We start from the raw sequence: 24,056 nt of genomic DNA, 5'->3' as shown, positions 1-24,056 counted from the left end.
CTGGCTGCGCGACTCATCCAGACTGCGGCGCAGATCGCGGATCAACACCCGGCTCTGCAAAGTGAAATGCTGCGACACCACCGCGCCATAGCCCTGGCTGGCAAAGCTGCCCAGCTGTTCGAGCAGGCGCGGCAGGGTGTAGGTCAGCTGCTCCATCATCAAGTAGGTGTCGAGCTGCGGATCGAGGATCAGGCCGCTGTCGGTGGCCGCCTGTTCGCGCAGGGCGAGCAGGCCCAGTAGGTTCTTTTGGTAACGTTCAAGGGCATCGGGCAGCGCCAACTTACCCAGTACATCGACACTCAGTTCAGCCTGCCCGGCACTGAGATTCTGCAAATGCTGACGCGCCTGATCACTGAACAACCGGGATTTAAGCGGCGGTTCCAGCGCCTGCAGGGCAGGTTCAAGACCGCTGGCGTGGTCGCGCAACAGCGCTTCTGCAGCTTTCTCAGTGCCCTTCCAGCGCGATAGCAAGGTGCGCTGCTCAATCAACTCCTGCTGCACGTCGGCCATGGCCTGCAAGGCACTGATGCCCTCCAGTTCATTGTCGATGGCATTAAGCCGGTCGAGATAATTGCTGCCGATCACCCACAAAGAAAAGCCCAGCGGCAAAGCGAACAAAACAAACACCAGCTGAAACTTGCGCGCGAAGCTAAAACGCTCCAGCAGCCGCACACCCGGTTTGAGTACTCCAGTCATACACACCTCAACCTGTTGAGCGCACCAACTTCAGGGGCGCGCCAAAGCAAAACTTCAAGCAAGAAGCGCGCCCAGCAGCGCCGCCCGCAATAGCGATTGCAGTGAGCATAGATGAGAGACCAGGCTACGGCTTGGTCCTGGACCGCGCGCTGAAGCCTAGCTGGAGAGACCACTCCAAAGCTCATCTACATTACGAAAACCCCATACCTCAGCGGACTCGCGACCGACGATCTTCTCACGCCCGACCAACTTGCTCAGGTCGAGGACCTCCTGCGGGATTGGAATGTTTGATTTGGCCGAGAAAAACACCTTGACCCTGGGCGCGAGCAAGGACTTGGCCTGCTGCTCCATCACCACGCCAATGCGTCCGCTCTCCAGGCGCACCAGCGAACCCACCGGATAAATGCCTACGGTTTTGACAAAGGCCTGGAACACCACCGGATCAAAATGACCTTTCCATTCGGCCATCTTGCGGATCGACTCAGCCGGGTCCCAACCCTGCTTGTACGGTCGATCAGAGGTGATGGCGTCATACACGTCGCACACCGCCCCCATGCGCGCGTACAGGCTGATCTGCTCGCCGGCCAGACGGTGCGGGTAGCCGCTGCCATCAACCTTCTCGTGGTGATGCAGGCACACATCCAGCACCAACGCGCTGACCTGCTTGCTATCAATCAGCATGTGCGATCCAGCTTCAGGGTGGTCGCGCACGGTAGCGTACTCGCTGTCGGTGAGCTTGCCTGGCTTACTTAGCAGCGCATTGGGAATCGCCATCTTGCCGATGTCATGCAGCAGCCCTGCCAGCCCGGCCTCGCGCACCTGGCCCTCGTTGAGCCCCAAATTGCGCGCCAGGGCAATCATCAGTGCGCAGACCGCCACCGAATGCATGTAGGTGTACTCATCGGCATTTTTCAGCCGCGCCAGACTGATCAGTGCGTTGGGGTGGCGCATGATCGAATCGGAGATCTCTTCGACCAACTCGCCGGCCTGCTCGAACTGCAGCGCCTGGCCCATACGCGCATCGCCAAACATGCTGACCACTGCATCCTTGGAGCGCTCGCAGAGTTTGACCGCACGCTGCATCTCATCCTCCATCGACACCGCTAGACTGACCGGCGGGCTCTGCACCGCGGCTAAAAGAGCGGCCTCGGCGGCGGCGGCAACTTCCTCGGCACTGACACTGGCGGTGCCGACTTCGACATCCAGCCCCTTGCTGACATCAATCCACAGTTCACCGATGCTGCTGGCCTGGATCCGCTGCAGATCCTTTTGCGACTTGAGAAGAAACTTGGATTTCCAGAAGGGGTGGTCCATCCATGCACCACAGAACTCGTGGATATACATACCGACGCGTACGTCGGTCACCGCGATGCACTTCAACATGGATTGCACTCTGATAAGAACCACACTCTCAGAAGCGTAGATGATCAAACTACCTGCAGTGTTGTGCTGCGGGCGAAGTGATAGCAATAAGACATCAGTCGCAGGTTGGCGGCTTGGAAGCACTGGCACGACTGCTTATGATTGCCACTCCCGCGCACATGAGGAGTTGCCATGCGCCGCCTGTTGACCGGCCTTAGCGTCAGTATTCTGCTGCTGCTCAATACGCTGATACTGATCGGCCCGCTGCTGCTGATCGCCATCGGCAAGTTCGTCCTGCCCGGCAAAACGCTGAAAACCGCCAGTTCGCGCGGGGTGATGTGGGTGGCGGAAACCTGGGCGGAACTCAACAAGTTGATCTTCGCCACACTGCTGCCGGTGCACTGGGAGATTCGCGGCAACGCTGAGCTGCGCCCAAGCACCTCTTATCTGGTGATCAGCAATCACCAGTCGTGGGTCGATATTCCGGCGCTGGTGCAGGCATTCAACCGCAAGACGCCCTATTTCAAGTTCTTCCTCAAACAGCAGCTGATCTGGGTGCCCTTCCTAGGTTTGGCGTTCTGGGCGCTGGATTACCCCTTTATGCGCCGCTATTCCAAGGCGTTTCTGGCCAAGAACCCGCAACTCAAGGGCCAGGACCTGGAAATCACCAAGCGCGCCTGCGAGAAGTTCAAGGACCTACCGGTGACCGTGGTCAATTACCTCGAAGGCACCCGCTGCACCCCGGCGAAGCAGGCGCAGCAAGGCTCGCCCTATCAGTATCTGCTCAAGCCCAAAGCCGGCGGCGTGGCCTTTGTCCTGGCGGCACTCGGCGAACAGCTGGATAGGGTACTGGACGTGACCCTGGTCTATCCAGGCACGCAAATCCCGGGCTTCTGGGAACTGATCAGCGGCCAGGTGGACAAGGTGATTGTCGATATCCAGACCTGCGATCTGGACCCCGCGCTGTGGCAGGGCGATTACGAGAGCGACCCGGTATTCCGCCAGCTTGTGCAGCACTGGGTGACGAAACTGTGGGAAGAGAAAGATGCACGGATTGCGCAAATTCGCGCCGAGATTGAGACGTAGGCTGGGTTAGGTTCGCGGAACTGTGTCGGATCGATGGTCGCGCCGGCCGGGCGTGCCGTAACCCACCAATCGTGGCAGGCCAGAACAGCGCAATGTTGGGTTAGGCAGCGCCCAACCTTGGATGTCGTATGCGGGTTTGCTGGATTGCGCCGCTAACCCAACCTCCGGATCAGCGGCGCTGCGATTGCATCAAGCCGCGCTAAACATCTTGTGCGGATCGATCACAAACTTCTTCGGCACACCAGCATCGAACTCGCCGTAACCGCGTGGCGCGTCGTCCAGGCTGATCACCTGCACGCCGACCACTTCGGCGATGTTGATGCGGTCCCACATGATCGCCTGCATCAGCGCACGGTTGTACTTCATCACCGGGGTCTGGCCGGTGTGGAAGCTGTGCGACTTGGCCCAGCCGAGGCCGAAGCGGATGCTCAGCGCGCCCTTCTTCGCCGCGGCATCGACCGCACCTGGATCATCGGTAACGTACAGACCGGGGATACCGATCTTGCCGGCAACCCGCACAACGCCCATCAGCGAGTTGAGCACCGTGGCCGGGGCTTCGTGCTGCACGCCGGCGTGACCATGGCCGCGGGCTTCGAAGCCCACCGCATCCACCGCGCAATCGACTTCGGGCTCGCCCAGCAATGCAGCGATCTGCTCGTGCAGCGGGGTGTCCAGGGACAGGTCGGCGATTTCAAAACCCTGGGCCTTGGCATGTACCAGACGCACCGGATTAACGTCACCGACGATAACTACCGCAGCGCCCAACAAACGCGCCGAGGCAGCAGCGGCCAGACCGACTGGACCAGCGCCAGCGATATACACGGTGCTACCTGGGCCTACACCGGCAGTCACCGCGCCGTGGTAGCCGGTCGGCAGGATGTCGGAGAGGCAGGTCAGGTCGCGAATCTTCTCCATCGCCCGGTCGCGGTCCGGCAGCTTCAGCAGGTTGAAGTCGGCGTACGGCACCATGGCGTATTCGGCCTGGCCGCCGGTCCAATCGCCCATGTCGACGTAGCCGTAAGCGCCGCCAGGGCGGGCCGGGTTGACCGACAGGCAGACACCGGTGTGCATTTCTTTGCAGCTGCGGCAACGGCCACAAGCAACGTTGAACGGCACTGACACCAGGTCGCCGATTTTCAGGTTCTCGACGTCGCTGCCCTTCTCGATCACCTCACCGGTGATCTCGTGACCGAGCACCAGGCCGGTTTGCGCCGTGGTCCGGCCGCGCACCATGTGCTGGTCGGAGCCGCAGATATTGGTGGATACCACACGCAGGATCACGCCGTGCTCAATCTTGCGGCCGCGCGGGTCCTGCATTTTCGGATAGTCGATTTTCTGCACTTCGACCTTGCCAGCGCCGAGATAGACGACGCCACGATTACCAGACATACGTATTTCTCCTTTCTTGTTGTGAATACAAAGGCGCAGCCAACGGTCGCGCGGCCTTGTACTGGAGCTTGTGTCTGTTGCCGGATGGACCAAGAGCTTGGTAGTGACCCACCCGTGATCTGATGTCGTAGGAGCGGGCCATGCCCGCGATACTTCACGCCCGCAATGGTCAATCGCGGCCATGGGCCGCTCCTACAGCCTCTGAATCCTGGTTTATGCGTGCAGCACCACCGTGCGGCTGGCGTTGAGAAACACCCGCCGTTCGAGGTGATAGCCGATGGCCTTGGCCAGGGTCTGGCACTCGATATCACGCCCCTTGGCGATCAGGTCTTCGGGGTAATGGGCGTGATCCACCGACTCCACACCCTGGGCAATGATCGGCCCCTCATCGAGGTCGTTATTGATGTAGTGGGCCGTAGCGCCGACCAGCTTCACGCCTTTCTCGTAGGCCTGGTGGTAGGGCTTGGCACCTTTAAAGCCGGGCAGCAGCGAATGGTGGATATTGATCGCCCAGCCATCCAGCTTGCGGCACAGCTCAGGCGATAGCACCTGCATATAGCGGGCGAGCACCACCAGCTCAGCACCACTGTCCTCAATCACCTGCAGCACCTTGCGCTCCTGCGCCGGTTTGTCCGCCGGGTCGAGGGGGAAGTGGTAGTAGGGGATATCGTGCCAGCGGGCCAGCGGTTCCAGATCCGGGTGATTGGACACCACCGCCACTACATCCATGGACAGATGGCCGATGCGTTGGCGATAGAGCAGGTCGTTCAGGCAATGGTCGGCCTTGCTGACCATCAGCACCACCTTGACCCGGTAACCTGGCGGGGTCAGTTCGACCTGCATGCCGAAGGGCGCCAGACGCTCCTGCACGCCCGCGCGGAACACGGACTCGTCGAAGCCCTCCGGTTGGCGAAATTCGACGCGAATAAAAAAGCGCGAGGACAGCCGATCATCGAACGAATGGTGCTCGGTGACGTAGCAGCGCTGCTCGAACAGAAAGCGCGTCACCGCATCCACCGTGCCGAGCACGCTCGGGCAGTGGGCAGTGAGAATCCAGGTATCGGGGGTGCGGCTCATAGCGTGCTCCGATGTTGATTCCCTCTCCACCGGGAGAGGACCGGGCGTAGGGTGGATCGGGGCGCGTAGCTGACGCTTCACCCATCCACCATGACGATCTCTCGGTGGACGAAAAAGCGTCGTCCACCCTACAACTTAGGCCTTGATCGCCAATCCATATTCGGCGCAGGCATCCTGCAGCCACAGCCAGATGTAGTCGGAGAAGCTGCGGCGTACCAGCAGCTCCCAGGTCTCGTCGCCGGTGCGGCGGATCACCAGTTGCGACTTGGCGAATGCAGTGCCGACGGCCTTGCCGACCGGGAAGTTGCTCGGGTGCACGTCGTAAGGGGTCGACTTCATCAGCACTTCGCGGGCCTTGGCGCCACTCAGTTCGAGAATGGTCTGCCCGCCGCTGACGTTGACCACCGAGATATGCTGACCATCCAGGGCTTCGCGCAGCTTGCGCTCGACCTCGAACTCGGTGCCTCCCGGCACGATCAGCAACCACTCGTCCGGGCCCATCCACTGCAGCGAGGTCTCGCCCTTGGCCACCAGGGTCAGGGCCACCGGCAGCTCCAGGCCGAGAGCCTTGTGCACGCCGCCAGCGAAATTGACGTCTTCGGCATCGCCGCGCAGGGTCAGGTGACCCAGCAGTTTCTTCTCACGCAGGGTCACCCCGGCGCTGCTGCTCTTGTGGAGCGGGGCCTTGCGGGCCATCTCGTCGAGGCCGGCGTGGAACAGCGGCGACTCGGCACGGCCGCTGTCGGGGCGTTGTTTGTAGACATTGGCGTTAGACATTCTGGCGATCCCCTTTCGGGTCAAAGAACACAGGGCTGACGATTTCGGCCTCGATCACGCTGCCATCCACCAACGGCGCGAACACTCGCTCGCCGATACGCGTGAGACCGCCCTTGACCAGGGCCATGGCGAACGAATAGTTCATCGCCGCGCTCATGTAGCTGGAGGTAACGTGACCGACCATGGTCATCGGAATCGACTGTTTCGGGTCGAACACCAGTTGCGCGCCTTCCGGCAGCACCTTGTTCGGGTCAACCGGTTTGAGGCCGACCAGTTGCTTGCGGTTCTCGCGCACGCAGTCCTCGCGATTCATGCCGCGCCAGCCGATCCAGGAAAATGGCTTGGTGCGACCAACGCACCAGCCCATGCCCAGGTCGTCCGGAGTGACTGAGCCATCGGTGTCCTGGCCAACGATGATGAAACCCTTCTCGGCGCGCAGCACGTGCATAGTCTCGGTGCCATACGGGGTCAGGCCGTGTTTCTTGCCCGCCTCAATGATCTGTTCCCATACAGCCAGGGCGTAATCGGCCTGGATGTTGACTTCATAGCTCAGCTCACCGGTGAAGGAGATGCGGAACACCCGCGCCGGTACGCCACCGACCTTGCCTTCCTGCCAGGTCATAAACGGGAAGGCATCTTTATCGAGATCGATATCGGTAACCTCGGCCAGCAGCTTGCGGCTGTTGGGGCCGGACAGGGTCATGGTCGCCCAATGGTCAGTAACCGAGGTGAAGTACACCTTCAGCTCCGGCCACTCGGTCTGGTGATAGATCTCAAGCCACTCCATCACCCGTGCGGCACCGCCGGTGGTGGTGGTCATCAGAAAGTGGTTGTCGGCCAGGCATGCGGTCACACCGTCGTCGAAGACCATGCCGTCTTCCTTGCACATCAGGCCGTAGCGTGCCTTGCCCACGTCCAGTTTGGTCCAGGCATTGGTGTAGACGCGGTTAAGGAACTCGCGCGCATCCGGGCCCTGGATGTCGATCTTGCCCAGGGTCGAAGCATCGAGGATGCCCACCGCGTTACGCACGGCCAGGCACTCGCGGGCCACGGCGGCGTGCAGGTCTTCGCCCTTCTTGGGGAAGTACCAGGGACGCTTCCACTGGCCGACGTCCTCGAATTCGGCGCCGTTCTGCAGGTGCCACTTTTGCATTGCGGTGTAGCGCTTGGGCTCGAACAGTTCGCCACAGTGACGACCGGCGAGTGCGCCGAAGGTCACCGGGGTGTAGTTCGGGCGGAACATGGTGGTGCCCATCTGCGCGATGCTGATGTTCATCGAACGCGCGGCGATGGCCAGACCGTTGATATTGCCCAGCTTGCCCTGGTCGGTGCCGAAGCCCAGCGCGGTGTAGCGCTTGACGTGCTCGACCGACTCAAAGCCCTCACGGGTGGCCAGTTCGATACCGGCCGCGGTGACATCGTTCTGCAGGTCGACGAACTGCTTCGGCGCACGCGCCGTGGATTTGTCGTGGGGCACTTGGAACAGTGCGACGGCAGCTTCCTCGATGCGTTTTTCAACCTGCGGCAGGCTGCCGGTAACTGCCTTGAAGCCGGCTTCGGCAGCTGCCGAAACACCCGCTTCGAAACCATCGGCCAGGGCATCACCGAGGCCGAACACGCCGTTCACCGCACCGGCGCACAGGCGCTTCTGGAAGCCTTCGCCGGGGACGAAGGCGAGGATGTCTTCACGCCAGGTCGGCCGACCGCCGAGGTGCGAAGCCAGGTGCACCACCGGGCTGTAGCCGCCGGAGCTGACGATCAGGTCGCAGTCGAGCACTTCGCCGGGGCTGCTGACAGTGTGGTTGTGCACATCGATGGCACAGATGCGGGCAGCGGTTACCCGCTTGTTGCCTGCGGCTTCCACCACGGCGCTGCCGGTGAGGATGCGCACGCCACGCTTGCGCGCCTCTTCCACCCAACTGCCGCGCGGGTTGCTACGCACATCGGCAACGGCCACCACTTGCAGGCCAGCGTCGAGCCAGTCGAGCACCACGCGGTAGGCGTAGTCGTTGTTGGTCGACAGCACCAGTTGCTTGCCCGGTGCCACGCCATAACGGCGCACGTAGATGGACACCGCATCGGCGAGCATATTGCCCGGCACGTCATTGTTGGCGTACACCAGCGGCCGCTCGTGGGCGCCAGTGGCCAGCACTACACGTTTGGCGCGCACGCGGTGCATGCGTTGACGCACCATTCCCATGGGCGCGACTTCGCCGAGGTGATCGGTCAGGCGCTGATGAATGGTGAGGAAGTTGTGGTCGTGGTAGCCGTTCACCGTGGCGCGCGGCAGCAGGGTCACTTCCGGCATAGCCTGCAGTTCGGCGATAGCCTTAGCAGCCCAATCGCTAGCAGGCTCACCGTCAAGCGTTTCGCGGGTGCTGAGCAGGCTGCCACCGAACTCTTCCTGTTCGTCCGCGAGAATCACCCGTGCACCGCTGCGACCGGCGGCCAAGGCAGCAGCCAGGCCAGCCGGGCCGGCACCGACTACCAGCACATCGCAATGCTGATTGAGGTAGTCGTAGCTGTCCGGATCGTTTTCTTTGGGCGCGCGACCGAGACCTGCGGCCTTACGAATGTACTTTTCGTAGGTCAGCCAGAGGTTCTGCGGGTACATAAAGGTCTTGTAGTAGAAGCCGGGCGGCATCATGCCGCCGCCGACCTTGCCGAGAATGCCCATCAGGTCGGTGTTGACGTTCGGCCAGCCGTTCACACTGTTGGCAGTCAGGCCGGCGTACAGCGCCTGCTGAGTCGCACGCACGTTGGGGATCTGCGCGGCTTCGGTGCTGCCGATCTGCAGCACGGCGTTCGGTTCCTCGGCCCCGGCGGCGACGATGCCACGCGGCCGCGAGTACTTGAAGCTGCGGCCGACCACATCGACGCCATTGGCCAGCAATGCGGCGGCCAGGGTATCACCAGCAAAACCCTGAAAGGTCTGGCCGTTAAAGCTGAAGCTCAGCGGCTGGCTGCGGTCGATGCGACCACCCTGGGAAAGACGATTGACCTGGCTCATGCCGTTACTCCTTGGTCGACAGCCTTCTTCGCGGTGACCGATGCCTCAGTCACGCTGGGCCGCTCGCCGATCTTGTAGGTTTCGAGGATTTCGTAACTCACCGTGTGACGGGTGACGTTAAAGTACTGACGGCAGCCCGCCGCATGGATCCACAACTCGTGGTGGATACCGCGCGGGTTGTCGCGGAAGAACAGGTACTCGCCCCACTCCTCGTCGGTGCAGGCGTTCGGGTCCAGCGGGCGCGGAATATGTGCCTGGCCGCCGGCGTGATATTCCTCTTCGGAGCGCAGTTCGCCGCAGTGAGGGCAGAAGATATGCAGCATGATCGGTACCTCCAGAAAACCTTCCTCCCTCCGCCGTCGGCGGAGGGGGCCAAAATCAGTGTGCGACCCCAGCCGCGCCGTGTTCGTCGATGAGCGCGCCGTTGTGGAAGCGCTCGATCGAGAACGCCTTGGCCAGCGGGTGCATCTCGCCTTTGGCCAGGCTGGCGGCAAACACATGGCCTGAACCCGGAGTGGCCTTGAAGCCACCGGTGCCCCAACCGCAGTTGAAGAACAGATTCGGCACCGGGGTCTTGGCGATGATCGGGCAGGCATCCGGCGTGGTGTCGACGATACCGCCCCACTGCCGGTTCATGCGCACCCGCGAGAGCACCGGAAACAGCTCGACGATGGCCTGCAGAGTGTGCTCGATGGTCGGGTAGGAGCCGCGCTGGCCATAACCGTTGTAGCCGTCGATGCCAGCGCCGATAACCAGGTCGCCCTTGTCCGACTGGCTGATATAGCCGTGTACGGCGTTGGACATGATCACGCTGTCGATAATCGGCTTGATCGGCTCGGACACCAGCGCCTGCAATGGGTGGGATTCGAGCGGCAGGCGGAAGCCGGCGAGCTTGGCCATATGCCCGGAGTTACCGGCAGTGACCACGCCGACGCGCTTACCGCCGATAAAGCCTTTATTGGTTTCCACACCGATGCATACGCCGTTTTCCTTGCGGAAGCCGATCACTTCGGTTTGCTGGATCAGGTCGACGCCCAGGGCGTCGGCGGCGCGGGCATAGCCCCAGGCCACGGCATCGTGACGGGCGACGCCACCGCGACGCTGCAGGGAAGCGCCCATCACCGGATAACGGGTGTTCTTCGAGCAGTCCATATACGGCACCAGCTCCTCGACCTGCTTGGCATTCAGCACTTCGCCGTCGATGCCATTGAGGCGGTTGGCGCTGACGCGGCGCTCAATATCACGCATGTCCTGCAGGGTATGGCCGAGGTTGAACACGCCGCGCTGGGAGAACATGACGTTGTAGTTAAGGTCCTGGGACAGGCCCTCCCACAATTTCATCGCGTGCTCATAGAGGTGCGCCGACTCATCCCACAGGTAGTTGGAACGCACGATGGTGGTGTTACGCGCGGTGTTACCGCCGCCCAACCAACCCTTCTCAATCACCGCGACGTTCTTCACGCCGAATTCTTTCGCCAGGTAATAGGCGGTCGCCAGGCCATGACCGCCACCGCCGACGATGATCACGTCGTATACCGGCTTGGGCGTGGGATTGCGCCACATGCGCTGCCAGTTTTCATGGTGGCTGAAGGAGTGTTTGAACAGGCCGAAGCCGGAATAACGCTGCATGAGATGCTCCTGAAACGGAAAGCTGGAACCTTGTCTGTAGGAGCGGGCCATGCCCGCGATCTCTACACTTCGCGGGCATGGGACTCGGCGTCCCCCCGCTCCTACCGGATCATTGCTTTCAGCGGTATACCGGGTAGTCGGCGCACAGCCCGGAGGCCAAGGTAGCGACCTGAGCTTCCACATCGGCATCGCCAAGGTGGTCGAGCACATCACAGATCCAGCCGGCCAGCTCGATGCTCTGGGCTTCCTTGAGGCCGCGTGTGGTGATCGCCGGGGTGCCGATACGCAGGCCCGAGGTCACGAACGGCGACTGCGGGTCATTCGGTACGGCGTTCTTGTTGACTGTGATACCGACACGACCCAAGGCAGCGTCGGCTTCTTTGCCGGTCAGGCCCTGCTTGATCAGGCTGACCAGGAACAGGTGGTTGTCGGTGCCGCCGGAAACCACATCAAAGCCACGCTCGATAAACACCTTGGCCATAGCCTGGGCATTCTTGATCACCTGCGCCTGGTACTCCTTGAAGCCTGGCTCCATGGCCTCCTTGAAGCACACCGCTTTGGCAGCGATCACGTGCATCAACGGGCCGCCCTGAGCACCGGGGAATACCGCGGCGTTGAGCTTCTTCTCGATATCCGGATTGCTCTTGGCCAGGATCAGCCCGCCACGCGGACCGCGCAGGGTCTTGTGGGTGGTGGTGGTGACCACGTCGGCAAAGGGAATCGGATTGGGGTACAGGCCAGCGGCTACCAGGCCTGCGACGTGGGCCATATCGACGAACAGCAGCGCCCCGACCTTATCGGCAATGGCGCGGAAGCGCGGGAAATCCAGGGTCTTCGAATAGGCGGAGAAGCCGGCAACGATCATCTTCGGCTGGTGCTCGACGGCCAAACGCTCGACTTCGTCGTAATCGATCAGGCCAGTGGCGGTGTCGATACCGTACTGCACGGCGTTGTACAGCTTGCCCGAGGACGACACCTTAGCGCCGTGGGTCAGGTGGCCGCCGTGGGCCAGGCTCATGCCGAGGATGGTGTCGCCGGCATTGATCAGCGCCAGATACACCGCACTGTTGGCCGAGGAACCGGAGTGCGGCTGGACGTTAGCGTAGTCGGCACCAAACAGCGCCTTGGCGCGATCAATCGCCAGCTGTTCAACCACATCGACATGCTCGCAGCCGCCGTAGTAACGCTTGCCCGGATAGCCTTCGGCGTACTTGTTGGTTAGGCCGCTGCCCTGGGCTTCCATCACTCGCTGGCTGGTGTAGTTCTCCGAGGCGATCAGCTCGATGTGGTGTTCCTGGCGGCTTTCCTCGGCGTTGATCGCGCTGAGCAACTCGTCGTCGTAGCCTTTAATCTGGTCGTGCTTGCTGAACATCGCTGATCTCCTGCGGCACCGTTGTGTGGCGCATCTGTGTCGGAAGCGGGCTGGGCCCTTGTGAAGCGATGGTATGACTGGCCCTGATCGGTCAGATGCCTAGGCACGCCACGGGAGATTGCGTTTGCGACATGCGAAGGGCCGACGTGTCGCTATCGGGTATGCGCAAATTGGCAGACAAATACGCTGCGGTACGCGAGTGCACTCAGGTGAGCAGCGCGCGTGCCCCCACCAGCAGGAGAAAGTGACCGGGGTAGAACAGATAGGCCCAGCGCCGTACTGCCGGCACCTGGCCCAGCGACGGTTGCCGTAATAGCCCCAACCCCAGCAGTGGTGCCACGCTGCAGATCAGGATAAAACTCACGGCAAAGGGGTCACCGCGGGTTGCATCGATATAGAACGGCGGCCAGTAATTGGCCGCCAGACACAGCAGCACCGGCCAGACCCAGTTCGGCCCCGCTCGCTGCAGGGCATAAACAAAGGCCACTGGCAGCAGCGCCCCGGCAAAGCCAAACATCAACCAGGGGTGTGCGAGCAGTGCTACCAGCAGCGCCGCGACAGCCAGCCAGCGCCGTTGCACAGTGGGCTGCGCCACGCCACCGGCAATCAGCAACCCCAGCACCAGAGTCGGTAGAACGTTCAGCGAATGTGGGGTAACGACCAGCAGCCGATAAGGCCATTCGGAGAGCAGCGCGAATAACGCCAGTAACCCCAGGTAACGCAGCGGGAAGGGTTTGCCGCCCCCAGCCGAGGGACGCATCAGATTGGCGGCAATTGCCAGACAGAAAAAGGGGAAGGCCAAGCGGCCAGGGATGTACAACCAGTAAAGAGACGGCCAGACATGCCGCAGGTGGTCGATCAGCATGCTGGCAAAAGCCAGCCACTTGATCAGGTCCAGCGCGGCGTCACGGGTCTGTCCGGCTGAGGGTGTCAGCATTGCAGCACTCACGGAGTCAGCGAATTATCTGGCAGCGAGCCGGGCTCAATGTGCACTGCGATCAGATCAGCGCTACAAGTTTTTTTCGCAGCTAGCCGAGGCCTTGATCAAGCGTTGCTGCATCGCCGAATCGGGTGGCGATTGACGGGCCATGGCCTGCATTTCCGCCTCACTAAACTCACTACTGACCTTCTCAGCGGCACATTCGCAATATGCCGTCAGGTTGTTCGTTGCGTGCCCATCAGGCGCGCTCGCGACACACTCGTTGACGAACTCGGCCTTGGCGTCAGCCGGCCATGGTTCAGCCGCAATAGACGGTAGCGCGAACGCCAGGGGAACAAACAACGCGATGAGATGACGGTAGTTCATGGTCGATTCCTGTACGGGTCAGTGACAGAGCGGCACTTGGCTGGTCAGCCAAGGCACTGTTCTAGCGGGTCCACAGCGCATGACCATCTGTCGAACGGATAACCGCGCTGGCAGGTAATACACGCCAGACTCCGTCAGGCGGCCAATCACCATGGACTTAGCTGTGAGGGCTGTCAGCGCTATGAGTTCCTTTTTCCGCTGTGCCTGCCAGGTTACGCCCGTGGGCGAACAGCGCCTGAGTTAAACAAGATGTCGCGGCGATGTCCCCACCGCTGCCTGGGCCAAGGGTAAAGTAGTGGCATTCGCCGATGACTCAGCGGCGTCGATCAAGAAAGGAATCCGCAATGCCCGACCAGAGCCAGCAATTTGCCAGCGACAACTATTCCGGTATCTGTCCGGAAGCCTGGGCCGCCATGGCCGAAGCCAATCAGGGCCATCAGCGCGCCTACGGTGATGACCAGTGGACGGCGCGCGCCGCCGACCATTTTCGCCAGCTGTTTGAAACCGACTGCGAAGTGTTTTTCGCCTTCAACGGCACCGCGGCCAACTCCCTGGCCCTGGCGGCGTTATGCCAGAGCTACCACAGCGTGATCTGCTCGGAGACCGCCCACGTCGAGACCGACGAGTGCGGCGCACCGGAGTTCTTCTCCAACGGCTCCAAACTGCTGTTGGCCAAGACCGAGAACGGCAAGCTGACCCCCGAGGCGATCCGCGAGATCGCCCTCAAGCGCCAGGACATCCACTACCCCAAGCCACGCGTGGTGACCCTGACCCAGGCCACGGAAGTCGGCACGGTTTACAGCCCCGATGAAGTACGAGCGATCAGCGCCGTGTGCCGCGAACTCGGCCTGCATCTGCATATGGACGGTGCGCGTTTCTCCAACGCCTGCGCTTTTCTCGGCTGCAGCCCGGCCGACCTAACCTGGAAGGCTGGCGTGGATGTGCTGTGTTTTGGCGGCACCAAGAACGGCATGGCCGTGGGTGAGGCGATCCTGTTCTTCAACAAGGACCTGGCCGAAGACTTCGACTACCGCTGCAAGCAGGCCGGCCAGCTGGCCTCGAAGATGCGTTATCTGTCGGCGCCCTGGGTCGGCATTCTGCAGGACGGCGCCTGGCTGCGTTACGCCCAGCACGCCAACCGTTGCGCACAACTGCTGGCCGAGCTGGTCAACGATATCCCGGGGGTTAGCCTGATGTTCCCGGTTGAGGCCAACGGCGTATTTCTGCAGATGTCCGAGCCAGCGCTGGAAGTGCTGCGCGGCCAGGGCTGGCGCTTCTACACCTTTATCGGGGCCGGCGGCGCACGCTTTATGTGCTCGTGGGATACCGAGGAAGCGCGGATACGTCAGTTAGCGGCGGATATTCGTGCGGCGATGGCGGCAGCGAGCTAACGCGGTACCAGAGCAGGTAGTTTGGGTTGAGCAGCGGAGCAACGAAGCCTAACGGGTGATGATCGACGCAACACCGAGCCTGAGCCAGACACCGCCGCAGGGCTTCGCGGAGCGCAACGGAACGCCGCCCGACCCAACCTCCGAATGCATGCTCCAGCAGATCACGAAGGACGCGGCACCAAAGCAGGAAGCAGAGTGCGCGAGATTGCTTCACGCACGTTCGGTAGCACGGTTGCGCTGCCGCCGAGCAATTCCTCCACCAGACGCCGCAGCGCCACTGCCCGTTCCGGGCTCAGACCACTGACGGCATGCTCGCAGGCCTGCGCCGCCGTCACCCCGGCGGGTATCGACAACCCCAGCGCCACCAGGCGTTCGCGTAGATCTTCCTGATCAATCAGATCGGCATGCATCATGGTCAAATCCTCTAATGGCGCGGCAATAAATTGAGCTTTCGACTCGGGTTCAGATGGCTATCGCGACGCTCAACCCATCCTACCAACGGCCGCTCTGCTCGGGAGGCGCCGGCGACGTAGCGCTTTAGCGGCGAGCTTCTAACGGTGAATGAGCTAAATCCCCTCCCACATTCCTAGCGCAGCACGCCTTCTTCCAACAGTAATTTGAAGATAGCCTCAGCGCCCGCTTGCGGCGACATATCCTTGAGCACCTGCCCGCCACCACCGGACGCCTTGGCGGTGGCGGCCTTCATCCGTTCCGCGCCGGTCTTCGCCTTGATCACCTTAAGGCGTTTAGGCCGGGGTTTAGCCGGCTGCAACTGGGCGCTGGCAAATAGCGGATCGGCAACCAGCTCCACTTCCTCAGCCGTCAACAGACCTCGGCGGGCCGGGCCGAAGGCGCTCTGCCTCGCAATAGGCGCGGCGTTATCAACACTGGCAACAAACGGCAGGCGCACCTGCAAGCGCCGGCGCTGACCGCGCGGCAGCGCTTGCAGCACCTGGGCCACGCCATTGCTGACCTGCTCCACCGCCGCCAGCCCGACGACCAGCGGCCAGCCAAGCTGCTCCGCCAGCAGGTAGGGCAGCATGCCCGAACCTTCACCGGTTTCCGCCTGGCTGCCGGTCAGTACCAGCTGCGCGCTGGAGTCGGCCAGGTACTCGACCAGCACCGGCAGCGCATCGCTGTGCGCCGGCTGCTCAAGAATCTTGATCTGCTCAAGGCCCATGCCCAGATAAGCGCGCAGCGCCTCCTGTTGCGGGTCGCCGGCATGCAGCACCTGCAACCGCTCACCGGCCAAACGCAAACCCAGCTCGACCGCGCGGGCATCCTGCTCGGCACGGCGTGGGCGTCCGGAGGTTGGGTGGGCACCAACCGAGACCAGCGCAACGATATTCAAGTCAGTCATTGGCCTGCTCCGTAGGGTGGAAGACGCCTTTTTCTTCCACCATCACTGTGTGGTCGCTCCCGGTGGATGGGTGAAGCGTCATCCACCCTACAGTTTGATTACGCGGCATCGCGCTCTGCTCCTTGGCGGTGGGCGGCGACGCGCTCGATCAACGCCTGCAGAATTGCGGCAGACTCGCCGATCACCGAAAGATCGGCGCGCTTGATCATGTCGCAGGTCGGGTCGAGGTTGATCGCCACCACCTTGTCGCAGGCGCCGATGCCTTGCAGGTGCTGGATCGCACCACTGATACCCACCGCCACATACACCCGCGCAGTAACCCAGATGCCGGACGCACCGACCTGGCGCTCGCGGCCCATAAAGCCGTCGTCCACTGCCACCCGCGAGGCACCCTCAGTTGCACCCAGCGCAGCGGCGGCCTGGTGGAACAGCGTCCAGTCTTTTACGCCGTTGCCGCCAGACAGAATAAATTCGGCCTCAGCCATGGGGATCTGCGCCGGGTCGACTGCCACTGCACCGAGGTCCTGAATCCTTGGCAAATGGCGAACCAGCGCATCACTGAGCGCCAGCGGCCGCACTTCATGCCGGGTTTCACTGACCGGTTCAGCACACTCCACCGCTGCCAGGATCAACCGTGGCGCTTGTTGCACCAGGTCTTCGCGCCCAGCACCCGCGCGCCCACTGGCAATGCCGTCGGCCACCTGCCAGACCCGCGTCGCCGGGCGTTCGCCGAGCTTGGCGGCCAAACGGCGACCCAGTTCGCCACCCCCGCTGCGGCTATCGGGCAGCAGCCAGTGGCGTGGCGAGAGCTGCCGCTCCAGCGCACCAAGGGCCAGTACCCGAGCTTCCGGGGAGTAGCCGTCGAAATCGTCGTCAGCGAACTGCAGCAGGCGGTCAACGCCGTTGCAGTCGAAGGCGTTTTCCTTGTGCTCACCGAAGATCACTGCGACCACCGCGCCATCGCTACCGGCCAGCTTGTGCGCCAGGCCAAGCAAATCCTTGTCGTGAGCACTGAGGCGGCCACCGACCATGTCCGGCACCACCACGATATGGAAGGCCGGTTGCTCAATAACATGCAGCGGCAACTGCACCGCGGCACTGGCCGCGCTGCGCTTCTGATTACCGCCCTGCTGAGTACCCGAGCGGTCGATCCGCTTGAGGCCATTGGGGCCAATAAAGCCGACAGCATGCGGGTTCTTGCGTATGACCCCATTGGGGCCCAGCCAGCTGACTTCCGCTGGCTGCAAGGCGGCGTGCAGCGGGTGCAGGCGATTACGGGCGATCCATTCAGCCCGTGGGTCACGACGAATGATGTCGCTCATGGGCTTACCTCGGCTAGTTCACGCGGGGTTGGCGCAGGCTTCTTGGCCTCGGCCACACCCTCGATCAATACATCGGCCACCAGCTCAGCAATGTCCTTGACCTCAGGCCGCTGGCCAACCACACCTTCGAGCATGGCGGTGCATTGCGGACAACCGACGGCCACCAGTTCGGCACCGGTCTCCTTGATGTCGACCATGCGCATATCAGGAATCCGCTGCTTGCCAGGGATATCGGTGATCGGCGCACCGCCACCACCGCCGCAGCAGCGTGAGCGGAAGCCGGAACGTTGCATTTCTTTCACTTCGATCCCGATAGCGTTCAGCACGTTGCGCGGGGCTTCGTACTCGCCGTTGTAACGGCCGAGGTAGCAAGGGTCGTGGTAGGTGACCGAGCCGCCCTTGTGCTGGCCTAAGTTCAACTTCTGCGCGCCGATCAGTTCATCCATATAGGTGCTGTGGTGCAGCACCTGATAGCGGCCGCCGAGTTCGCCGTATTCGTTCTTCAGTACGTGGAAGCTGTGCGGGTCGCAGCTGACGATGGTGTTGAACTGGTATTTAGCCAGGGTGGCAATATTGCGTTTGGCTAACAGCTGGAAGGTCGCTTCATCCCCCAGCCGGCGCGCCACGTCGCCGCTGTCGCGTTCTTCCAGACCGAGCACGGCGAAGTCGACATTGGCGGCTTTCAGCACTTTGACAAAGGCGCGCAGGGTGCGTTGGTTGCGCATATCGAAGGCGCCATCACCGACCCAGAACAGTACGTCAACGCTTTGCTTGTCGCTTAGCAATGGCAGGTTGAGATCCGCCGCCCAGTTCAGCCGCCCGCCGGGGGCGAAGCCGCCGGGGTTGTCGGTGGCGATCAGGTTGTCCAGCACCTCCGCGCCCTTGTTTGGCGTGGCACCTTTTTCCAGGGTCAGATGGCGGCGCATATCGACGATGGCGTCGACGTGCTCGATCATCATCGGGCACTCCTCTACGCAGGCGCGGCAAGTGGTGCACGACCACAGCGTTTCGGCATCGACCAGGGCCTTGCCATTGAGGTTGACGATAGGATGATGCGGGCCACCGCTGTGCTCGCCCACTGGTTTTCCTGGGTAAGGCGAACCGGCAAAGTTGGCATCGGTGCCGCCCGCCAGGCCAACCACCATGTCCTGAATCAGCTTTTTCGGATTCAGCGGCTGACCAGCGGCGAAAGCCGGGCAGGCCGCCTCGCACTTGCCGCACTGCACGCAAGCATCGAAACCGAGCAGTTGGTTCCAGGTGAAGTCCGCAGGTTTTTCCACGCCCAGCGGCGCTTGCGGGTTGTTCAGATCGAGGGCTTTCAGACCGGTCGAGCGACCACCACCGAAGCGCTCGCTACGGCGGTGCCAGGCCAGGTGCAGGGCGCCGGCGAAGGCGTGCTTCATCGGTCCGCCCCAGGTCATGCCGAAGAACAGCTCGGATACACCCCAGGCCACACCGACGGTCAGCAGCAGGGCGAGAATCCAGCCACCGAAGCCTTCCGGCAGGATCCCGGCGACCGGCAAGGTGGCGATAAAGAAGCTCGCAGCGAACATCAGCAGACTTTTCGGCAGGCGCATCCACGGGCCTTTCGACAACCGTGACGGCGGATCGAGGCGGCGTTTAGCGACGAACAGCGCGCCAACGAACATCAGCGCCGTAGCGAACAGCAAGGCATAACCGAGGATACGATTCTGCAGGCCGAAACCGTGCACCAGAACTGCCAGCACCGCGGCCAGAACGAAGCCGCCGGCCGTGGCCACGTGGGTGTTAGCGATATATTTGTCGCGGGCCACCACATGGTGCAGGTCGACCATATAGCGCCGCGGCATGGCCAGCAGGCCACCCAGCCAGTCGACCTGGGCCGCGCGGCCACGGCGCCACATCAGAAAGCGTTTCACAGCACCCATCACCGCCAACGCCAGCGCGGCGAACAACAGAATGGGCAGGATGGTGTTCAGCATGGCCGCACCCTTCAGATGATTCGTAGGGTGGATGGACGAAGCCATCCGCCGTATTTAATTCCGTGTTGACCCGCGGTGGATAAGTAGAGCGTTATCCACCCTACAAAGCCGCATCGCCTCAGCCGTTACGCTCCGTAGCGGGATGGCCGAAGCCATCCACCGAGGCCGCGATCAGAAATCCTTGCACAAACGCAGCGCGTCATAGATCGCTGCATGGGTGTTGCGCTGCGCCACGCAGTCACCGATACGGAACAGCAGGTAGCCATCACCCGTCTCCGATAGGCATGGCTGCGGCTTGATCGCGAACAGCGCTTCGACGTCGATCTGACCCTTATTGCGCGAACCGTCCTTAAGCCCGTAGTAGAGGCTTTCGTCCGGACGCACGCCGTTCTCCACCACGACCTGATCGACCACCCGCTCTTCCTTGGCGCCGGTGTATTCGTTCTCCAGCACCGCCACCAGCTTGTCGCCCTCGCGGTAGACCTTTTCCAGCATCAGGTCGCCGGTCATGATCACTTCTTTCGGGTATAGGCTGCGGTAGTAGGTCGGGAAGCTGGTGCCGCCGATGGCCACGCCCGGTTTGATGTCGTCGGTGACGATCTCGACCTTGGCGCCCTTCTCGGCGATGAAATCGGCCACCGACATGCCGGTGAATTCGCAAATGGTGTCGTACACCAGCACGTTATTGCCCGGTGCCACGGTGCCGTCGAGGATGTCCCAGCTGCTGACTACCAGGCCCTCGGCTGCGCCCCAGTGTTCGTTCTGCTCGATAAACGGATGGCCGCCGTTGGCCAGAACCACGATGTCCGGACGCAGGTCGAGGATGCTGTCGAGATCGGCGCCGGTGCCCAGACGCAGGTCAACGCCGAGACGGGCGATCTCCAGTTGGAACCAGCGGGTGATACCAGCCATCTGGTCACGTTGCGGTGCCTTGGCGGCGAGGCTGATCTGGCCGCCGAGGCTGTCCTTCTTCTCGAACAGGGTCACGTCATGACCGCGCTCTGCGGCAACCCGCGCGGCCTCCATCCCGGCTGGGCCGCCGCCGACGATCACCACCTTGCGTTTCGGCCCGGTGGATTTTTCGATGATATGCGGCAGGCCCATGTACTCACGGGAAGTCGCGGCGTTCTGGATGCACAGCACGTCCAAACCTTGGTACTGGCGGTCGATGCAGTAGTTGGCACCGACGCACTGCTTGATCTGGTCGACTTGGCCCATCTTGATCTTGGCGATCAGGTGCGGGTCAGCGATGTGCGCGCGGGTCATGCCGACCATGTCGACATAGCCGCCCTCGAGAATACGCGTGGCCTGGTTCGGATCCTTGATGTTCTGCGCGTGTAGCACCGGCACCTTGACTACTTCCTTGATCCCGGCTGCCAGATGCAGGAATGGCTCCGGCGGGTAACTCATATTGGGGATAACGTTGGCCAGGGTGTTGTGGGTGTCGCAACCCGAGCCGACCACGCCGATAAAGTCGAGCATGCCGGTGTCATCGTAGTACTTGGCGATCTGCTTCATGTCCTCGTGGGACAGGCCGTCCGGATGGAATTCGTCGCCGCACAGGCGGATGCCCACACAGAAATCGTCACCCACTTCGGCGCGTACGGCCTTGAGCACTTCCAGGCCGAACTTCATCCGGCCCTCGAAGCTGCCGCCCCATTCGTCGGTGCGTTTGTTGACCCGCGGCGACCAGAACTGGTCGATCATATGCTGGTGCACGGCGGACAGTTCGACACCGTCCAGGCCACCTTCTTTGGCGCGGCGCGCGGCTTGCGCGTAGTTGCCGATCACCCGCCAGATTTCCTCGACCTCGATGGTCTTGCAGGTGGCGCGGTGCACCGGTTCGCGGATGCCCGACGGCGACATCAGGGTCGGCCAGTTGAAACCGTCCCAGCGCGAGCGGCGGCCCATGTGGGTAATCTGGATCATGATCTTGGCGCCATGCTTGTGCATGGCGTCGGCCAAATTCTGGAAGTGCGGGATGATCCGATCGGTCGACAGGTTGACCGAGCTCCACCACTCTTGTGGACTGTCGATTGCCACCACCGATGAGCCACCGCAGATCGCCAGACCGATGCCGCCCTTGGCCTTCTCTTCGTAATACTGCACGTAACGCTCGGTGGTCATGCCGCCATCGGTGGCATAGACCTCGGCGTGGGCGGTACTGATCACACGGTTACGGATGGTCAGTTTGCCGATCTGAATCGGTTGGAACATTGCTTCGAAAGCCATTGCGGCACCCTCACGGAAAGCGGCCTAGCGTTACTTTGTGGGAGGGCTGGGCGGCACCTCGCTTTAGCAGCGAAGATGTCGCGGCTGAGCCTCCCCACGCACGATTGTTTTTAGAGTGGTTGAGTACGGAACAGGCCATGGTCATGGCCTTCCTGCGACGCACCGTAGACCTGCTCAGCACGCGTACGGATGCTGCTGCCCTGAGCTTGCAGAATCTGGTCCATGGCACCGGCGAACCAGCCGGTGAACATGTAGTCGACCATGCGCCCACACTGGCCGTAGACGTAGACGAAGGCGGAATGATCCAGGCGCACCTCGCAGGTGCCTGCGTCGAGATCAATCGCCTGGGTCTTGAACAGCCCCCAGCCGCGCTGCGACAGGCGCTTCATGTAGTGCTCGAACACCGCTACGCCGGACAGGCCATGGCATTCAGCCTCTTTCTCGCACCAGTGCCAGGCGGACTTGTAGCCGGCCTTGTAGAGAATTTCGGCATAGGCATCGGCGCCCAGCACTTCCTCGATACCGATATGGTTGTTGACGAAGAAATGCCGCGGCACATAGAGCATCGGCAGGGCATCGGTGGTCCAGACGCCGGTTTCGTCGTCGACCTGGATAGGCATTTCGGGTGCGTGGGTGGCCATGGGGAAAACTCCGTAATCAAGTCGTTTGTAGGGTGGATGGCGCTTTATCCATCCACCAGAAGGGTGAGTCACCGCGCAGTGGGGTGGTAGATGAAAAAATCGTCTCCACCCTACGGATTTGGCATCGCGTCAGGCTTATTCGCCCCAGACATCCCTAAGAACGTTTACCCAGTTCTCGCCCATGATCTTGCGCACCACGCGCTCGGAATGGCCGCGTTTGAGCAGGGTTTCGGTGAGGTTGGGGAACTCGCCCACGGTGCGGATGCCCAGTGGGTTGATGATCTTGCCGAAGCTGGTCAGGCGGCGGGCGTAGCCCTTGTCATGGGTCAGGTATTCAAAGAAGTCCTGGCCGTGGCCCTGGGTGAAATCGGTGCCGATGCCAATGGCGTCTTCACCGACGATGTTCATTACGTACTCGATGGCTTCGGCGTAGTCGTCGATGGTCGAATCGATGCCCTTGGCCAGGAACGGCGCGAACATGGTCACACCGACAAAGCCGCCGTGATCGGCGATAAATTTCAGCTCGGCGTCGGACTTGTTGCGTGGGTGTTCTTTCAGGCCCGACGGTAGGCAATGGGAATAGGTGACCGGCTTTTTCGATTCGAGGATGACTTCCTCGGAGGTCTTCGAGCCCACATGCGAGAGGTCGCACATAATGCCGACGCGGTTCATCTCGGCGACGATCTCGCGGCCGAAACCAGAGAGGCCACCGTCGCGCTCGTAGCAGCCGGTGCCCACCAGGTTCTGGGTGTTGTAGCACATCTGCACAATGCCCACGCCGAGCTGCTTGAACACCTCGACATAACCGATCTGGTCTTCAAACGCATGCGCATTCTGGAAGCCGAAGAGGATGCCGGTCTTGCCCTGCTCCTTCGCCTTGCGGATATCGGCGGTCGTACGTACCGGCATCACCAGATCGCTGTTCTCGCGGATCAGTTTCTGGCTGGCGGCAATATTGTTTACCGTGGCCTGAAAACCTTCCCATACCGACACGGTGCAGTTGGCTGCGGTCAGCCCGCCTTTGCGCATGTCTTCAAACAGTTCGCGGTTCCACTTGGCGATGATCAGCCCGTCAATAACGATGCTGTCGGCGTGCAATTCGGCTGGGCTCATCAGGCAGTCCCCTTTAGTGTGTCGCCAAACCCGTTGTTGGCGCTTTGGATTGAGCATATCCCCGAGGGCTCGAACGACCCGGTGCAAAAACGACTGGGGTATTGCCGAAAGCGTCAAAGCCAGGTCGCGGTTGGATAAGCCGCCAATAAGCGCGCACTCCCGCTGGCGCCCAGGCTCCAGCGCGGGAACGATCAATGCCAACAAGGCCCTACATCGGGACGGTGTTGCAGGCTGTTTTAGGGGGTGGGGCTGGTGGCGCGAAGGGTCATTATCGGCAGCGCCACAGAGTTTCGGGCGCCGCATAGGCCACCAATGCGGCTTGCAGGTAGGCC

General features: G+C 61.9%; 19 protein-coding genes. 2 read left to right on the top strand and 17 right to left on the bottom strand.

Annotated features, from left to right (window positions below; all coding sequences use genetic code 11):
• Positions 1–852 precede the first annotated feature (852 nt).
• On the bottom strand, positions 853–2,079 hold the full coding sequence (locus AACX99_RS11130) for an HD-GYP domain-containing protein (RefSeq protein WP_339411813.1): 1,227 nt from the start codon (positions 2,077–2,079) through the stop codon (positions 853–855).
• Positions 2,080–2,250: 171 nt separating this feature from the next.
• Between AACX99_RS11130 and AACX99_RS11125 the strand changes: the two genes are divergently transcribed.
• A complete protein-coding gene (locus tag AACX99_RS11125) occupies positions 2,251–3,144 on the top strand; it encodes an acyltransferase (protein WP_339411811.1) in 894 nt (297 codons plus the stop codon).
• Between the two features lie 189 nt (positions 3,145–3,333).
• Here AACX99_RS11125 and fdhA read toward each other — a convergent pair whose 3' ends face one another.
• The 9 genes from fdhA to AACX99_RS11080 all read right to left on the bottom strand — a co-directional run bounded on the left by fdhA (position 3,334) and on the right by AACX99_RS11080 (position 13,704).
• Complete coding sequence (gene fdhA / locus AACX99_RS11120) at positions 3,334–4,533, bottom strand: formaldehyde dehydrogenase, glutathione-independent (RefSeq protein WP_339411810.1); 1,200 nt, start codon at positions 4,531–4,533, stop codon at positions 3,334–3,336.
• 213 nt (positions 4,534–4,746) lie between these two features.
• The gene (gene purU / locus AACX99_RS11115) at positions 4,747–5,610 is read right to left on the bottom strand and encodes a formyltetrahydrofolate deformylase (protein ID WP_339411809.1); all 864 of its coding nucleotides are present in this window, start codon (positions 5,608–5,610) and stop codon (positions 4,747–4,749) included.
• 135 nt (positions 5,611–5,745) lie between these two features.
• Positions 5,746–6,387: a sarcosine oxidase subunit gamma gene (locus AACX99_RS11110; RefSeq protein ID WP_339411807.1), complete on the bottom strand. Its 642-nt coding sequence runs from the start codon at positions 6,385–6,387 to the stop codon at positions 5,746–5,748.
• Complete coding sequence (locus AACX99_RS11105; RefSeq protein WP_339411805.1) at positions 6,380–9,397, bottom strand: sarcosine oxidase subunit alpha; 3,018 nt, start codon at positions 9,395–9,397, stop codon at positions 6,380–6,382. The genes AACX99_RS11110 and AACX99_RS11105 overlap by 8 nt, the downstream gene beginning before the upstream one ends.
• Complete coding sequence (locus AACX99_RS11100) at positions 9,394–9,720, bottom strand: sarcosine oxidase subunit delta (protein WP_339411803.1); 327 nt, start codon at positions 9,718–9,720, stop codon at positions 9,394–9,396. The genes AACX99_RS11105 and AACX99_RS11100 overlap by 4 nt, the downstream gene beginning before the upstream one ends.
• 55 nt (positions 9,721–9,775) lie before the next feature.
• A complete protein-coding gene (locus AACX99_RS11095) occupies positions 9,776–11,026 on the bottom strand; it encodes a sarcosine oxidase subunit beta family protein (protein WP_339411802.1) in 1,251 nt (416 codons plus the stop codon).
• A gap of 118 nt (positions 11,027–11,144) precedes the next feature.
• Entirely contained in the window at positions 11,145–12,398 is a 1,254-nt protein-coding gene (glyA, locus tag AACX99_RS11090; protein WP_339411801.1) for a serine hydroxymethyltransferase, read from the bottom strand.
• A 205-nt stretch (positions 12,399–12,603) separates the two neighbouring features.
• Positions 12,604–13,335, bottom strand: coding sequence for a TraX family protein (locus AACX99_RS11085; RefSeq protein WP_339411800.1), 732 nt, complete (start codon positions 13,333–13,335; stop codon positions 12,604–12,606).
• A 72-nt stretch (positions 13,336–13,407) separates the two neighbouring features.
• The gene (locus tag AACX99_RS11080) at positions 13,408–13,704 is read right to left on the bottom strand and encodes a hypothetical protein (RefSeq protein WP_339411798.1); all 297 of its coding nucleotides are present in this window, start codon (positions 13,702–13,704) and stop codon (positions 13,408–13,410) included.
• A 344-nt stretch (positions 13,705–14,048) separates the two neighbouring features.
• Here AACX99_RS11080 and AACX99_RS11075 point away from each other — a divergent pair, with 344 nt between their 5' ends.
• Complete coding sequence (locus AACX99_RS11075) at positions 14,049–15,095, top strand: threonine aldolase family protein (protein WP_339411797.1); 1,047 nt, start codon at positions 14,049–14,051, stop codon at positions 15,093–15,095.
• Between the two features lie 161 nt (positions 15,096–15,256).
• Here the strand turns inward: AACX99_RS11075 and AACX99_RS11070 are convergent, their stop codons facing one another.
• The 7 genes from AACX99_RS11070 to AACX99_RS11040 all read right to left on the bottom strand — a co-directional run bounded on the left by AACX99_RS11070 (position 15,257) and on the right by AACX99_RS11040 (position 23,724).
• Positions 15,257–15,508, bottom strand: coding sequence for a hypothetical protein (locus AACX99_RS11070; protein WP_339411795.1), 252 nt, complete (start codon positions 15,506–15,508; stop codon positions 15,257–15,259).
• Between the two features lie 173 nt (positions 15,509–15,681).
• A complete protein-coding gene (gene etfB, locus AACX99_RS11065; protein WP_339411793.1) occupies positions 15,682–16,455 on the bottom strand; it encodes an electron transfer flavoprotein subunit beta in 774 nt (257 codons plus the stop codon).
• Positions 16,456–16,553: 98 nt separating this feature from the next.
• Entirely contained in the window at positions 16,554–17,777 is a 1,224-nt protein-coding gene (gene etfA / locus AACX99_RS11060) for an electron transfer flavoprotein subunit alpha (RefSeq protein ID WP_339411791.1), read from the bottom strand.
• Positions 17,774–19,738, bottom strand: coding sequence for a dimethylglycine demethylation protein DgcB (gene dgcB / locus AACX99_RS11055; protein ID WP_339411789.1), 1,965 nt, complete (start codon positions 19,736–19,738; stop codon positions 17,774–17,776). The genes etfA and dgcB overlap by 4 nt, the downstream gene beginning before the upstream one ends.
• 171 nt (positions 19,739–19,909) lie before the next feature.
• The gene (gene dgcA / locus AACX99_RS11050; RefSeq protein WP_339411788.1) at positions 19,910–21,970 is read right to left on the bottom strand and encodes a dimethylglycine demethylation protein DgcA; all 2,061 of its coding nucleotides are present in this window, start codon (positions 21,968–21,970) and stop codon (positions 19,910–19,912) included.
• 110 nt (positions 21,971–22,080) lie between these two features.
• Complete coding sequence (locus AACX99_RS11045) at positions 22,081–22,611, bottom strand: DUF5943 domain-containing protein (RefSeq protein ID WP_339411786.1); 531 nt, start codon at positions 22,609–22,611, stop codon at positions 22,081–22,083.
• 135 nt (positions 22,612–22,746) lie between these two features.
• Complete coding sequence (locus AACX99_RS11040) at positions 22,747–23,724, bottom strand: dipeptidase (RefSeq protein WP_339411785.1); 978 nt, start codon at positions 23,722–23,724, stop codon at positions 22,747–22,749.
• Between the last annotated feature and the right edge of the window lie 332 nt (positions 23,725–24,056).

This window comes from Pseudomonas sp. EA_35y_Pfl2_R5 (assembly GCF_963970805.1).
Lineage (GTDB): Bacteria > Pseudomonadota > Gammaproteobacteria > Pseudomonadales > Pseudomonadaceae > Aquipseudomonas.
The sequence above is the reverse complement of the archived record's forward strand: the minus strand, read 5'-3'. Positions and strand labels throughout refer to the sequence as shown.